Origin of the sequence: Pseudomonas sp. MS19 (genome assembly GCF_013277615.1) — a bacterium.
In the GTDB taxonomy this organism is placed as follows: domain Bacteria; phylum Pseudomonadota; class Gammaproteobacteria; order Pseudomonadales; family Pseudomonadaceae; genus Aquipseudomonas; species Aquipseudomonas marincola.
Genome location: NZ_VBTO01000007.1, coordinates 87,889 through 102,066, shown reverse-complemented (window position 1 = coordinate 102,066; position 14,178 = coordinate 87,889). Strand labels below are relative to the sequence as shown.

The window sequence follows — 14,178 nt, the reverse complement described above, 5'->3', positions numbered from 1 at the left end:
CGCTGAACTGAGGTAAAGACATGACAACTCCAACACCTGCCTTCTTTGAGCAATTTGACGACGAAGCGTTGGTTGCTGCCGACAAAGCGCACTACATGCACGGCTACCATGTGTTTGACGACCATCGCGAAAATGGCGCGCTGAACATTGCCGCCGGTGATGGCGCCTACATTTACGACACCAAAGGTAATCGCTACCTCGACGCAGTGGGCGGAATGTGGTGCACCAACATTGGTTTGGGCCGCGAAGAAATGGCCGATGCCATTGCCGATCAGGTGCGCAAGCTGGCGTACTCCAACCCGTTCTGCGACATGGCCAATGTCACCGCTATCGAGCTGAGCGAAAAACTTGCAGAGCTGGCGCCCGGCGACCTCAACCATGTGTTTCTGACCACTGGCGGCTCAACCGCGGTCGACACGGCTTACCGGTTGATTCAGTTCTACCAGAACTGCCGCGGCAAGCATGACAAGAAGCACATCATCAGCCGCGTCAATGCGTACCATGGTTCAACCTTTCTAACCATGTCGCTGGGCGGCAAAGCGGCGGATCACCCTGCCGAGTTCGATTTTTTACAGGACAAGATTCACCACATCTCTTGCCCGAATCCTTATCGCGCCCCCGAAGGCATGACCGAGGCCGACTTCCTCGAGTTTCTGGTTAATGAATTCGAAGAGAAAATTCTCAGCATTGGCGCTGATAACGTCGCGGCCTTCTTCGCCGAGCCAATTATGGGTTCTGGCGGTGTAATCATCCCGCCTACCGGCTATCACCAGCGGATGTGGGAAGTGTGCAAGCGCTACGACGTGCTCTATGTAGCCGATGAAGTGGTCACCTCCTTCGGCCGTCTGGGCGCATTTTTCGCCTCGGATGAAGTGTTTGGCATGCAGCCAGATATCATCACCACCGCCAAAGGCCTGACCAGTGGCTATCTACCGCTGGGCGCGCTGATCTTCTCAGATAAAATCTGGAACGAAATCGCCCAAGCGGGTCAGGAGCGCTGCTTCGCCCACGGCTTTACTTACAGCGGACACCCGGTCAGTTGCATCAGCGCGTTGAAGAACATTGAGATTATCCAGCGCGAAAAACTGCTGGATCACGTACAGGACGTGGGCAGTTACCTGGAAGAGCGCCTGCAGACTCTGGCAAGCCTGCCGCTGGTGGGTGACGTTCGCTGCAAAAAGCTCATGGCCTGCGTCGAATTCGTGGCGGATAAGCGCACTAAGGAACTGTTCCCTGAAGCGCTCAACATTGGCGAAAAAATTCATTTGAAGTGCCAGGCTCGCGGCTTGTTAGTGCGCCCAATCGTGCACCTCAATGTGATGTCGCCGCCGTTGACCATTACCCACGCTCAGGTTGACGAGATTGTCGAAACCCTGCGCGAAGCCATTGAGCAAACGGCTGAAGAGCTGCTCAAAGACGGCAGTTACGCTGGCAACTAAACCGTCACACGCAAAGGCCTGCCAGCAACCACTGCCAGGCCTGTTGCCGCGATACGGCGGGTTGTTTTGTTGCAGTATTTTGCAGGTTATCAGGGCAGTCAGTAGACTGCCCGCATGAACACTAAAGCCTCGCGTCACCCTTCCCTCACACCCAGCCTTGGTTTTCAGGCCTGGAACGTCAGCGTGGCCCAAGCCGTGGCCAACGTTGCGCAGGCCAATTTCCCCGCCTACCTGGACGATGCACTTAGCAGTTTATTGCCCGTCGAATGCGTACTTCTGGGCCTTGAATGCAAAGGCCAGCCGCCGCAACCAATCTATCAACGCGGCATTCCAGAGATTTACCTTGAAGACCTCACCAGCCGTTACTACGCACGCGGCTACTTGCTCGACCCTTTTTGTCTGGCGATTGAAAACGGCTTAGCCCAGGGCTTTTATCCGCTTGCCGAGATTGCGCCGGATAACTTCTTCAGCAGTGAGTATTACAAGAACTACTACCTCAAATGCGGGGCAGTAGAAGACAGCCACTACATCATCGACCTGGATGATCAACGCAAACTGTCGTTATGTGTTTATCAGGGCTGCAGCGGGTCACGCTTCAGTAAGTCGCAACTCAATTTACTCAGGTCTGCAGAGCCGCTCGTGCGCGAATTGTGTTTGCAGTTTGACCGCACAGGCGGCCTTGCCCAATGCCTGCCTGACGAGCATGCACCGAGTAATTTGAGCCGGCATATTCGCGCCGCATTTATGAGTTTCGGGGGCGATGGCCTGACCGATCGTGAGCGCGAAATTGCCCACCTGTTGCTGCGGGGGCACTCGGTAAAATCCAGCGCCAAGGTGCTGGAAATTTCACCGCAAACCGTGCGCATGCACCGCAAGAATCTCTACACCAAGCTTGCCGTCAACTCGCAGGCGGAGTTGTTTGCGCTGTTTATTGACTGGCTGACGCGCTATTAGCCCAGGCTTTTGCAGCCAATAGCGCGCCGCCAATCATCGGCGCTGTGAAGGCCGATGTGACGGATTCACCGTTACCGGCCCAACCGTCAAACAGCGTAGCTGACCTCGACCTCGTCACCGATTACCGCCGGGTCAAACGGGGTTCTGGCAAACACCCGCCGCAACATCGGCTCGAAGTGGCTCAGTGGCGGTGTTGGGTAGTTTGGATCGAACGACTTCTGATCCCACTTTTCGCAAAAGTCCACGCAGCTCTGATAGAACGGATGATCCTTGTAGCGATCCCGCTCATAACGGTCACCGCCGTAGTGGTGCGCGTAGTAGTAGTTTTGAAACAAACCGTGATGGTGAACAATCCACGTGACCTCACTGCGCACGTATGGGCGAATAATCGACGCGGCATACTGCGAGTGATTGTAGGGCGCGAGGCTGTCGCCAAGGTCGTGAAGCAGCGCGCCGACAATCATGTCTTCGTCCGCGCCATCAGCTTCAGCTCGGGCGGCGCTTTGCAGCGAGTGCTCCAGGCGGTTGACCTGATAACCGCTGAGCGTCTCAGCCGTTTGCTCCAACGCCAGCAGAATCCGGTCTACTAGGCCTTTGTTGTAGTCAGTTTCGAGCCGCTCAAGGAGGTGATACTCCTCGGCAGTACCCGCCTTCATTTCAATGAAATTAACGCGTTCCATTATTCTTGTCCTGCTGTGCTGGAGAGTAGCTTGTAGGTGCTGGCGAAGCGTTCCTTGGGGCCATCCAAGTCGATATAACAACCCTGCAAATGGCGATGCCCTTCGCTCGAGTCGTAGCTGGTCCGGCCGTGCAGCACGCGGCTGTTGTCAAACAGCATCAACTCGCCAGGTTCGAGGCGGAACTGGATTTCGTTACGGCTGTCGACAAACAATTCGCCAAGCCGCTGGCGTGCCCGGTGATAGGCGCGCAACTCAGCCACAGGCAACAACGGCAAACCATCCAGACGTGGGCTGTAATGCACGCCCAGGGTATTGCCGCGTTCATCGGTACTGATAATCGGGCGCTTGCTGCAAAGCTCTGTGCCTTTGTCGACAAAGCGGAAATTCACCGCGGTATTGCACAACAACGCATAGCCTTGGGGGTCTTCTGCAGCGAGTTGGCTGACCACATTGACGCTGTCGACCAGCGTCGACAAGCCGCCGGATGTCTGGTTGACCAGGCAATGTAAAAGCTGAATGCCAGGCACCGGGTTACGGTATGGGTTGTCGGTATGCGGGCCTAAATGCACCGAGCGATACGCCAGATCATTGCCGTCTGGTCGCGAGTACACCTCGAAATAGCGGCCAAAGTTGGTTTCTTTGACGTAACCAAACTTGCGCGCCACATCAAGAATGCTTTCAGGCTCAGTCGGCACATCGTGAACAATCACGAACCCGTATTTCAGGTAGACCGTCAGGGCATCAAGGAAGGCTTGCGGCTGGTCCAGCGTTTGCCAGTTGGCGCGCACCGCGCTGCGATCCAGATCGCTGCCCCAGGCCTGAGCCTGCGGGAAAATCGAGTGGCCGACAATTTCATCTACTAAACCACGAAAATCATACAGCGCGCGGTGTCCGTCGGTGAACGCGAGCCACGCCTGCTCTTCGGCGACAGGTTCGAGATGAGTGAGATTGATCAACGGATCAATGCCATGAGAATTGAACAGCCGCTGCTGGGTCATCTCATCGAGTTGCTGCGGCTCGCGGCTGCGCTCACGCAACCACAGAACCGGAATATCAAATACACCGACTTGCGAACTGAACGTAACGGTTGCAGCTGCTTCATCGTGGGAGAACGAAACATTGCTCATGGTGAGCTCCTGCCGATAGTGGCGAATGGCATGGTTCAGGTTCAGCAAGTGCGCTGCAGCACCAGAATGCGTGACAACAACTCATCACGATCCATGTAGCAGCCACGCAAGTGACGCATGCCGCTGGTCTGGTCAAACGCATTGCGTGCGTGCATGGTGCGGCGGTTATCGAAGCACCACATTTCACCGGCAGCCAGACGATGGCTGACAATAAATGCAGGGTCGCGGGTCAGCGCGAAGAAGCGCCGGTAAGCACGGTAGAAGGCTGGCATGTCTGCACCGGCCACATCGAACGGAGCCCGCAGCCAGTTGGCCAGACGAATCTCGCTGATCTCACCACGCGCATCCAGACCAATAATCGGCGCATAGCTGCGGTAGTCACTTTGCGGCGCCTTGTTGCGGAACGACACCGGCACTTCTGTGAGCAGTTTGAAATCTTCCGGGGACTGTTCGCGAACAGCTTTGGCAATCGCAAATCCGTCGACAAAGGTGCTTTCACCGCCGGTTGCATCGTTGACCAGACAATGCAAAAACTGCAAACCCGGCTGCAACTCACGGGTCGGCAGATCGGTATGCGCCGGCAGTTGCAGCGAGGTGTAGGCATTACTGTTGACTGCCTCAACCTTGGTGCGCACTTCGAACAAGGTGCCGAAGTTACTTTCGCGGATGAACGAAATACGGTGCGCGACCTGCTCCATGATGTCTTCGGTAGTGGGCATGCCCGTCATCAGCGTCAAGCCCGTGTCGCGCACGGCCAGCAGCCATTGCAACAGCGCCTGGTCTTCGCTCATCACCGCTTTGTAATCAAAGGTCGGAATCGCCAGATCCGTCTTCCACACGTTTGCAGTACGCAGCGTTTGCTGGCGCTCCTGGCGGCTGTCCGAGTCATAACTGTGGGCACGCAGCCAACCTGTGCCATAGGCACTTTCGTGGCCATCCTGCCAGCGCACCAGCAGCTCGTCGCCTTTCAACTCGGCCGTCTCGGCGTGCAAGTCTTCCGGCACATCAATGATTTCAAATATCTGTTCACGCGTGCCCGGATGAATGCACTGCGGGCACGGGCAGTTATCGCGCAACCACAAAAAGTGGTAATGACTGACGCGTTTATCATCCCACTCAATCGCAATGCCATCGCTCTGCAAGCGTGATGTCAGTGCCCGGTTAAGCACGGGAAAGTCGCGCCAGTCGGCGGAGAAATTTTCAAGTTCGGCTTGTTCGATTGCGCTCATGATGACACTCCCTAGTATCGATGCCGATTACCAAACCGGCGGCGTATGGCGTTAGGCGGATGGCTTCGGTGCCGGCAGGCCGATGCGTCGGCCTATGCTTCCTTGCGTTTCCAAGGCTTGATCAGCCTTGGCCATAAGAGCAACGGCAGACGCTACCGTCGGTGCCAGTGGTGTGGCTTTGGGCCCACTCATGTCGACGTTTAGCCAAAGCTGTTCAGCAGTCGCCAACGGCGGCTGTTCGCCCTGCAAATGCAGCGAAAAATTCAGGTGCAGGCGCTTGGCGTCATGCGCGATGATTTGCCCGCGCACCTCAACAACCTGATCAACCTTGACCTCACGCAGGTACTGCACATGGCTTTCAAGGGTGAACATCGAATGGCCGAGCCGTTCGCGCCCTTCTGGCCCGAGACCGATCTGCGCCATCAGCTCATCACCGGCAAAGCTGATGATCAGCAGGTAGAACGCATCACGCAGGTGGCCGTTGTAATCGGTCCATTCGCTTTGCACCGGGCCCGACCAGAACACCGTGGGTAGATTGCTCATATTGGCTCCTCAGTCTTCGATGCCATGGCGCGCTTTAACAGCGGCAATGGTGTCTTGAATGGATTGCAGGCAGTCATCGCGATAGCGCTCCAGCGCGGCTATATCACGCCCTGCCAGCTGCTCTTCGGCACCTGAAACCACACGATCAAGCAGGGTCTCGCTCAACTCTGGCGCCTCAAGATAGGTCCACGGCAGTTTGAGTGCGGGGCCGAACTGCTGCATGAAGTGGCGCATGCCGGACTTGCCGCCTGCCAGCGAGAAGGTCATGAATGAGCCCATGAATGCCCAGCGCAACCCGCAGCCATAACGCACGGCGTCATCGATTTCGGCGGGCGTGGCCACGCCGTCATTGATCATGTGCAACGCTTCGCGCCACATCGATTCCTGCAGGCGGTCGGCGATGAAACCGGGCACTTCATGGCGCACATGCAACGCCCGCATGCCCAGTTCGCTGAAGATGCAGCGGGCTTTTTCCAACGTCGCCGCGGAGGTTTTTTCACCGACGACCAACTCAACGAGTGGCAACAGGTAAACCGGGTTGAATGGATGCACGACCAGGCAGCGTTCCGGGTTCACGGCGTCACGGTAGAAGTCGGTTGGCAGCAGGCCCGAGGTCGAAGAACCGATGATTACATCCGGCCGCGCCGCTGCACTGATGCGCGCATGCAGATCGATTTTCAACTGCAGGTTTTCCGGCGCACTTTCTTGAATCAGATCAGCGTTGGCAACGCACTCTTCCACCGTGTCCACCATGCGAAAGCGCTCAAGGGACGCACCCTCGGCGAGCCCGGCACGTTCAAGCGCGGGCCATGCACTGGCAATCCGCTCGCGCATATTCTGCTCAGCGCCAGGGCCCGGGTCCCACGCCACTACATCCAGGCCGTAAGCCAGTGCACGGGCTGCCCAACCACTGCCGATAACGCCACCGCCGACCAGGGCAATGGTCTTGATTTCACTTAGCATCTCATTCTCCGGGTGCGCGCAGGCACTTCCCGGAAAACCGGGAAGTCCTGAGGTCATTACGTTCTGTATCAGTCGGTCAGATCAGACCAGGTTCAGCGTTTTACGAGCCTGGGCTGGGGTCTGCGGACTCGCGCCCATGCGCTGCATGAGTTCAATCACGCGCTCAACCAGCTTGCCATTGCTGGCGTAAACGCCTTTGTCGAGCCAGATATTGTCTTCCAGGCCCACACGTACGTGGCCGCCCAGCAGCATCGCTTGCGCCGCCATTGGCATCTGCATGCGACCAATACCGAATGCCGACCACTGGTGGCCGCCCGGCAGGTTGTCGACCATGGCTTTCATGGTCGAGGTGTCCGCTGGCGCGCCCCACGGAATACCCAGGCAAAGCTGGTACATCGGATCCTTGATCAGACCTTCTTTAAGCATCTGGTTGGCAAACTGCAGATTGCCGGTATCGAAAATCTCCAGCTCGACCTTAACGCCAAGCTCGGTAATGCGCTTGGCACCCGCGCGCAGCTGGGCCGGCGTGGCCACATAAATAGTGTCGCCGTCGCCAAAGTTAAGCGTGCCGCAGTCCAGCGTGCAGATGTCTGGGCGCAACTCTTCAACATGCACCAGGCGCTCCAGCGGGCCGACCAGATCAGTGCTTGAGCCGAACTTGAAAGGCTCTTCACCCGGCCCGATTTCCAGATCACCGCCCATGCCGGCGGTCAGGTTGACGATGACATCGACATTGCTGCTGCGGATGTGCTCCATCAGCTCGCGGTACAACGCCGGATCGCGGCTCGGATTGCCGGTTTCAGGGTCGCGCACATGGCAATGGACGATGGTCGCGCCAGCATTGGCTGCCTCAATTGCCGAGTCCGCGATCTGCTTGGGCGTCACCGGAATAGCGGGGTGCTTGCCAACAGTGTCGCCGGCACCGGTAATTGCACAGGTTACGATCACATCACGATTCATTTGGGGTCTCCGAAAATTGTCTGAAAACGAGTGATAAACGGCTCAGGGAGCTTCGTTCATCACCAACGAAAGGCTTTCATCGCCAGCAAACGAGGTCACACCGGCGAGCCAGCTTTTAACCAGTTCCGGGTGTTCATCGATGAACGTCTTTGCGACATCCATTGGCTGGCCGCGCTTGAGCAGCTTCACCATCATTTCGGCTTCCTGCTCAGCGGTGAAATGAATGTTGCTCAGCAGTTTGTAGGCATTCGGGCACTCGTCGGCATAGCCGGAGCGAGTCACCGTCCAAACGGTGGCTTTGCCCTCTTCCGGGCCCATAAGGCCATCGCTGCCAGTGAGGTAGGTGAGGTCCATGTCGATGTTCATCGGGTGCGGTTTCCAGCCAATGAACACGATGGCGTCTTTACGCTGATTGGCGCGTTTGACCGCGGCCAACATGCCGGCTTCACCGGATTCGATCAGCTTGAAATTTTTCAGGCCGAAACGGTTATCGCTAATGGCTTGCTGCAGGCGCTTATTGATATTGGTGCCCGGATCAATGCCGTAAATGCGACCATCGAGCTCATCCTCGAAGCGGGCGATGTCGGCAAAGGTCTTCAGGCCTTTTTCAGCCAGCCACGTTGGCACCGCGAGGGTCATCTGGCCGTCGTCCATGTTCGGCGTGGGCATGATCTGCACATCGCCTTTATCCACGAACGGGCCGACGATTGCATTCGAAGACGGGCTCCAATGGCCCATAAACGCATCGACTTGCTTGTTGCGCATGCCCGAATAAATCATCTGCTGAGCGGCGATGGTCTCTTTGCTCGTGTAACCTAAACGCTCAAGTACGGTTCGGGTTACGGCCGTGGTGGCGATGACGTCGGTCCAGCTCATCAGCCCGATGCTGATGTTTTTGCACTGCGCGGGCTCAGCCGCTTGAACGTTACCAGCTGCCAAAATCAAAGCAGCGCACCCCATCAGGGATTTGAAAGGTTTTGTAGTTATCAAATTAATACTCCGGCAAGGCTGATCGGAGACAGTCAAAACGCAAAAGGTGCTGCATTAGGGGGGTATATCTGTCTGCACGTTGTATCTGGCGCGCTCAAAAGGTGCGCAAGCCAGTCCACTCTGTCGGTGGCAGAGGCAAGACTAGGGGCGTACACGAAACGAAAACCGCAGCTTCGCGACATCGAATCTGACTAATGCGACATCGCCACACCAACATGGCAACCCTTTTGCAGGCTGTCAGCCACCACCAACGGAGTATGCGGATGAGCCAACTTTTCAACTTTCTGCTATTGCCCGGCTTTTCCATGATGGATTTTTCGGCGGCCGCAGAACCGCTGCGCTCGGCCAACAGAATGGGCGGAGATTTATACCGTTGGCGCACGCTCAGCCAAGACGGCCTTCCCGTCGTTGCCAGCAATGGCATGTCGATTGCCGTGGATGCGCCACTGCTGGACCTGCATGAAGACGAAGTCCTGTTCGTGGTTGCCACCTACGAACCCCTCGCCCACATCCAACCCGCACTGATGCAATGGTTGAAACGTCAGGACCGCGCAGGCGTTACTTTGGGCGGAATCGACACCGGCGCTTTTGTGCTGGCAAAAGCCGGGCTGATGCGCGGCTACCGCATGACGGTGCATTGGGAAGCGATCGATTCACTGGTCGAGAGTTACCCTGATCTCGATGTGCGCCATGCGTTATTCGAAATAGACCGGCGCCGGATCACCTCCGCAGGCGGCACCGCCTCCATGGATTTGATACTCGAACTGATCGCTCAGGGCCACGGCCGCGAGCTGGCGCAGCGCGTGTCCGAGCAATTCATTCACGCCCGAATTCGCCCGCGCGGTGACACCCAGCGTGAAGATGTTCTGCAGCGTTACACCCTGGACAACCCAAAGCTGCAAGCGGTGATTGAGCGCATCGAACTGAACATTGAAAAAAATATCGATGTGGATGAATTGGCCAAAGGGGTGGCCATAACTCGCCGCCAACTCGAGCGCCTGTTTCGCACTTACCTGCATGAATCGCCAGCGGCTTTTCGCCAACGCTTGCGTCTCGACAAGGCCCGCCATCTGTTGCAGCAAAGCGACTTGAGCATCCTGCAAATCAGCATTGCCTGCGGTTTCGATTCACCGTCCTATTTTGGCCGCTGCTACCGCCAACGCTTCAATCGCACTCCACGCCAAGACCGCACAGTAATGACCGGCACTGCCCGGCAAAATTGACATCGCCGGTTGCAACCGGCAAGGTCTTGCGCGAAATCAGCGGCTCAACGCCCTCTTCTGTCGAGCCAATAAGCTCTCGCTCAGAGCGACATCTACACGTCTTTTCGCGACCACCTCTCTGGTGCTCAAGTCTTCAGATCAGGCATAACACACACCTCAATTTCGGGAGGTCCTAATGAATATCCCTGACAACATTTCCCCTCAAGAGTGGCAAGTACGCTGTGAGCTGGCAGCGCTGTACCGGATGGTTGCGCACTTTCGCATGACCGATCTGATCGACACGCACATCAGCTTGCGCGTGCCCGGCCCTGAGCATCATTTTCTGATCAACCGCTACGGCGTAATGTTCCAGCACATGCGCGCCAGCGATCTGGTAAAGATCGATCATGCAGGTAAAGTCGTCGATCCTGTGTATAAAGATCACGAAGTAAACGAAGCGGGTTTTGTCATTCATTCAGCCATCCACATGGCCCGTGAAGACATGAACTGCGTGATTCACACGCACACGGCAGCGGGTATTGCGGTGTCTGCGCAGGATCACGGTTTACTGCCGATCTCGCAGCATGCGTTGAAGTTTTACGGCAAGTTGGCGTACCACGATTACGAAGGAGTCGCCCTGTGCCTGGACGAACGTGAGCGGCTGGTTAATGACCTCGGCACGCACCGCGCGATGATTCTGCGCAATCACGGCCTGCTCGCCGGTGGCCAGAATGTGGCGCAGGCATTTTATGAAATTCACTTTCTGGAGCGCGCATGCCAAGCGCAGATTCAGGCACTGGCCGGCGGCAGCAAGTTGCGCTATCCGTCAGAGCAGGTGTGCAAGCTCACCGCCAGCCAGTTCACCGATGACGATGACGGCATGCGCATGATCCAAATGGCATGGGAGGCAGCACTGCGTTTGATCGAAGATCAACGCGAGGATTACTGTTCATGACGCGCATTGTTTTACTCAGCCAGGACAGTGACCTGACTGAGTTGCGCAAGGTGATGCAGCTTAAAGCGCCAGACATCAGCGTCCATCTGCCGGGCGAAACCGATGCCCATCTGGCCGACGTAGCAGTGTGCTGGAATCCGCCGCAGGGCAGCCTCGGCGCACTGGAAAATTTGCGCCTAGTGCACTCGCTTGCGGCGGGCGTCGATCATTTGCGTACCGACAGCAGTTGCCCCGATGTTCCAGTTTGCCGGGTAGTTGACCCCGACCTGCGACGCGGCATGGCGGAATACGTGCTGTGGGGCGTGCTCCACCATCATCGGCATTTCGATCAGATGCTCGCGAATCAAGCGCAGAGCCTCTGGCGCGAGCCGGTGCAGCGCCCAGCCTCCTCATGGACAATCGGCGTCATGGGACTGGGCGATCTGGGTGCTCATGTAGCGACCATGCTCGCCAGCCTGAGCTTCAATGTGCGCGGCTGGGCCCGTTCGCCAAAGACCATCGCCAACGTCAGCACTTGGGCTGGCCCTGAACAGTTCGGCGATTTTTTGAATGGCGTGGATTGCCTCATCTGCCTGATGCCATTGACCGATGAAACCCAAGGAATCCTCAACGCCAGCACCTTCTCCCAACTCAACCCCGGCGCGGTGGTGATCAACTGCGGGCGTGGCGGCCATGTGGTGATGGATGATTTGCTGCAAGCATTAGCCAGCGACACACTCAGCGCTGCCCTGCTCGATGTATTCGAGCATGAACCATTGGCCGCCGATGATCCGTTATGGCAAATACCTGGCCTCACCATCACGCCGCACATTGCATCGTCAGCCACCCATGAGTGCATCGCTGAACAGGTAATCGCCAATGTGAGCCGCCTGAACAACAACCTGGCGCTGCATAATCAGGTCAATACGCGCGCCGGTTACTAAGCCTGCGACGGCATCATCTGAGTAATGCGCTTTGCCAGACAGTGACACCGCTGAGTTGCGCACGGCTTAAACGAAAAACCCGCCAGCAGGCGGGTTTCTCAGTTCAACGAACGCTTACAGGTAGAACGATTTCAGCGGCGGGAAGCCGTTAAATTCCACTGCGCTGTAGCTGGTGGTGTAGGCACCGGTCGAGAGCCAATACAGGCGGTCGCCGCTGGCCAAATTGAGCGGCAGGCCGTACTTGTAGTTCTCGTACATGATGTCGGCGCTGTCGCAGGTTGGACCGGCGATCACCACTTCTTCCATCTCGCCCTTCTTCTCGGTCCAGATCGGGAATTTGATCGCCTCATCCATGGTTTCAATCAGGCCCGAGAACTTGCCGACGTCGGTGAATACCCAACGCTCAACGGCGGTGCGCGACTTACGCGAAACCAGTACCACTTCGCTTACCAGAATACCGGCGTTGGAGATCAACGAACGGCCCGGCTCAAGAATGATTTCCGGCAGGTCATCACCGAAGTCATCCTTAAGGAAGCGGATGATTTCTTCGGCGTAGGTTTCCAGGCTGTTGGTGCGTTGGATGTAGTTAGCCGGGAAGCCACCGCCCATGTTGATCATGCGCAGCACGATGCCATCTTCTTCTTTAAGACGCTCGAAGATCACCTTAACCTTAGCGATTGCCGCATCCCAGACGTCAATGTCGCGCTGCTGCGAACCCACGTGGAACGACACGCCGTAAGGATCAAGGCCGAGCTGCTTGGCCAGAATCAACAGGTCGAGCGCCATGTCGGTCTGGCAGCCGAATTTGCGCGACAACGGCCAGTCTGCCGAGGTCGAGCCTTCAGTCAGAATGCGCACATAAATTTTCGAGCCTGGCGCTGCCTTGGCGATGTTGCGCAGATCCGCTTCGGAGTCGGTGGAGAACATGCGCACGCCCTTCTCGTAGAAGTAGCGGATGTCCTTGGCTTTCTTGATGGTGTTGCCGTAACTGATACGGTCCGGGCTCACGCCGCAGCCCATGACCTTGTCCAGCTCATAGATCGAGGCGATGTCGAAGCTCGAGCCTTTGTCTTTCAGCAGCTCGATAATTTCCACTGCCGGGTTGGCCTTGACCGCGTAGTAAATCTTGGCGAAATCAAAACCCGCTTTCAGATCATCGTAAGCCTTGCTGATGATTTGAGTATCAATCACCACAAACGGAGTTTCGTGCTGGTCAGCAAACTCTTTCATCTTCTGAAAGGTGGCACGTGGGTAGTAATCTTCAACGTTGATCGACATGCGTGGACTCCATCTTGGCTAAACCGGGACTCATTAAATTCGATTGACCGAACCTTTGAGGGTTCAATAAATCGGCGGGGCCGGTCGTTCAGAACAAACATTCAGCACGTCAAATGCACAACGTGCTTCTGTGTATCCAAACAACCAAATTGGTTCATAGGTGCAGCGAGCGATGACCAGACAAGGCGGAACCGGCTGAGGCGCGGAATTTACATAAGTAAATGAGCACTTCGATGTCGATCCCAACTCAGCAAGCCAAGCGCAGCCCCACACAAACCAATAATGGGCTCATAGGCGTAGCGAGCGCAGGCCAGACAAGGCGGAATCGGCTGAGAGCGCGGAATTTACATTAAGTAAATGAGCACCTCGAAGTCGATTCCAACGCAGTATGGCCAAGCGCAGTAGCCTACAAACCAAAAATTGGTTCATGGGCGTAGCGAGCGCAGGCCAGACAAGGCGGAATCGGCTGAGAGCGCGGAATTTACATAAGTAAATGAGCACTTCGAAGTCGATTCCAACGCAGTATGGCCAAGCGCAGTAGCCTATGGACCAATTTTGAACGTCTGATCAGTCTCCCCACTTTGGTCGCCTACTTCCCAAGGCATTTCGCCGAGAATCACCGCTCGCCCTGTTTTTAGGTTAGAGCAAAATCTATGACCTCTCGTCGTCTGTACTTGAGCCGGATGGATCGTTGCCAGCATGGACGTTCGGGGCGGAACTTTAGGGCTATGCGCCACGCAGATCAATCATAAATAAGGCCTTTTTTGACCCTATTTGACGCATTGCTGGTTGAACGTTTTAGATTCAAAACAAAACGTGTTTTATGCTGCACGAATCAGGCTTTTCGACGAAATATCGCTTTGCTCAATGACAACTGGATGACGGTGTTTTCATCGGTTTGCACACTACTCGAAACCTCTGCTTCCGGCCCCGCC

The 14,178-nt window shown here is 56.4% G+C and carries 13 protein-coding genes; 5 read left to right on the top strand and 8 right to left on the bottom strand.

The features are described 5' to 3' along the window. Window positions 1–20: 20 nt before the first annotated feature. A complete protein-coding gene (locus FEZ62_RS06420; RefSeq protein ID WP_090509638.1) occupies window positions 21–1,439 on the top strand; it encodes an aminotransferase in 1,419 nt (472 codons plus the stop codon). A gap of 114 nt (window positions 1,440–1,553) precedes the next feature. Then, the gene (locus tag FEZ62_RS06415; protein ID WP_172927190.1) at window positions 1,554–2,393 is read left to right on the top strand and encodes a helix-turn-helix transcriptional regulator; all 840 of its coding nucleotides are present in this window, start codon (window positions 1,554–1,556) and stop codon (window positions 2,391–2,393) included. Between the two features lie 86 nt (window positions 2,394–2,479). On the opposite strand, the gene FEZ62_RS06410 is transcribed toward FEZ62_RS06415, so the two are convergent. The 7 genes from FEZ62_RS06410 to FEZ62_RS06380 all read right to left on the bottom strand — a co-directional run bounded on the left by FEZ62_RS06410 (window position 2,480) and on the right by FEZ62_RS06380 (window position 8,855). Continuing rightward, window positions 2,480–3,073, bottom strand: a complete 594-nt coding sequence (locus FEZ62_RS06410; protein WP_172927189.1) for an HD domain-containing protein — start codon at window positions 3,071–3,073, stop codon at window positions 2,480–2,482. Continuing rightward, a complete protein-coding gene (locus tag FEZ62_RS06405; protein ID WP_069898065.1) occupies window positions 3,073–4,200 on the bottom strand; it encodes a TauD/TfdA family dioxygenase in 1,128 nt (375 codons plus the stop codon). Before FEZ62_RS06405 ends, FEZ62_RS06410 begins: the two co-directional genes overlap by 1 nt. 41 nt (window positions 4,201–4,241) lie before the next feature. Then, on the bottom strand, window positions 4,242–5,429 hold the full coding sequence (locus tag FEZ62_RS06400; protein ID WP_172927188.1) for a gamma-butyrobetaine dioxygenase: 1,188 nt from the start codon (window positions 5,427–5,429) through the stop codon (window positions 4,242–4,244). Window positions 5,430–5,480: 51 nt separating this feature from the next. Further along, the gene (locus FEZ62_RS06395) at window positions 5,481–5,972 is read right to left on the bottom strand and encodes a thioesterase family protein (protein ID WP_172927187.1); all 492 of its coding nucleotides are present in this window, start codon (window positions 5,970–5,972) and stop codon (window positions 5,481–5,483) included. A 9-nt stretch (window positions 5,973–5,981) separates the two neighbouring features. Further along, window positions 5,982–6,935 (bottom strand): L-carnitine dehydrogenase, encoded by a 954-nt coding sequence (locus FEZ62_RS06390; protein WP_172927186.1) that lies wholly within the window; start codon window positions 6,933–6,935, stop codon window positions 5,982–5,984. A gap of 81 nt (window positions 6,936–7,016) precedes the next feature. Continuing rightward, entirely contained in the window at window positions 7,017–7,895 is an 879-nt protein-coding gene (locus FEZ62_RS06385; RefSeq protein ID WP_069898069.1) for a 3-keto-5-aminohexanoate cleavage protein, read from the bottom strand. 42 nt (window positions 7,896–7,937) lie between these two features. Beyond that, window positions 7,938–8,855 carry a glycine betaine ABC transporter substrate-binding protein gene (locus FEZ62_RS06380; RefSeq protein WP_172927267.1) on the bottom strand — a complete coding sequence of 306 codons (918 nt, stop codon included), beginning with the start codon at window positions 8,853–8,855 and terminating at the stop codon, window positions 7,938–7,940. A gap of 293 nt (window positions 8,856–9,148) precedes the next feature. On the opposite strand from FEZ62_RS06380, the gene FEZ62_RS06375 reads away from it, so the two are divergent. From FEZ62_RS06375 to FEZ62_RS06365, 3 genes are all read left to right on the top strand, one after another. Continuing rightward, complete coding sequence (locus FEZ62_RS06375; protein WP_172927185.1) at window positions 9,149–10,108, top strand: GlxA family transcriptional regulator; 960 nt, start codon at window positions 9,149–9,151, stop codon at window positions 10,106–10,108. 175 nt (window positions 10,109–10,283) lie between these two features. Continuing rightward, window positions 10,284–11,042, top strand: coding sequence for a class II aldolase/adducin family protein (locus tag FEZ62_RS06370; protein ID WP_150547656.1), 759 nt, complete (start codon window positions 10,284–10,286; stop codon window positions 11,040–11,042). Beyond that, window positions 11,039–11,965, top strand: a complete 927-nt coding sequence (locus tag FEZ62_RS06365) for a glyoxylate/hydroxypyruvate reductase A (RefSeq protein ID WP_172927184.1) — start codon at window positions 11,039–11,041, stop codon at window positions 11,963–11,965. The genes FEZ62_RS06370 and FEZ62_RS06365 overlap by 4 nt, the downstream gene beginning before the upstream one ends. Window positions 11,966–12,079: 114 nt before the next feature. Here the strand turns inward: FEZ62_RS06365 and FEZ62_RS06360 are convergent, their stop codons facing one another. Further along, a complete protein-coding gene (locus tag FEZ62_RS06360) occupies window positions 12,080–13,243 on the bottom strand; it encodes a type III PLP-dependent enzyme (RefSeq protein WP_069898074.1) in 1,164 nt (387 codons plus the stop codon). Between the last annotated feature and the right edge of the window lie 935 nt (window positions 13,244–14,178).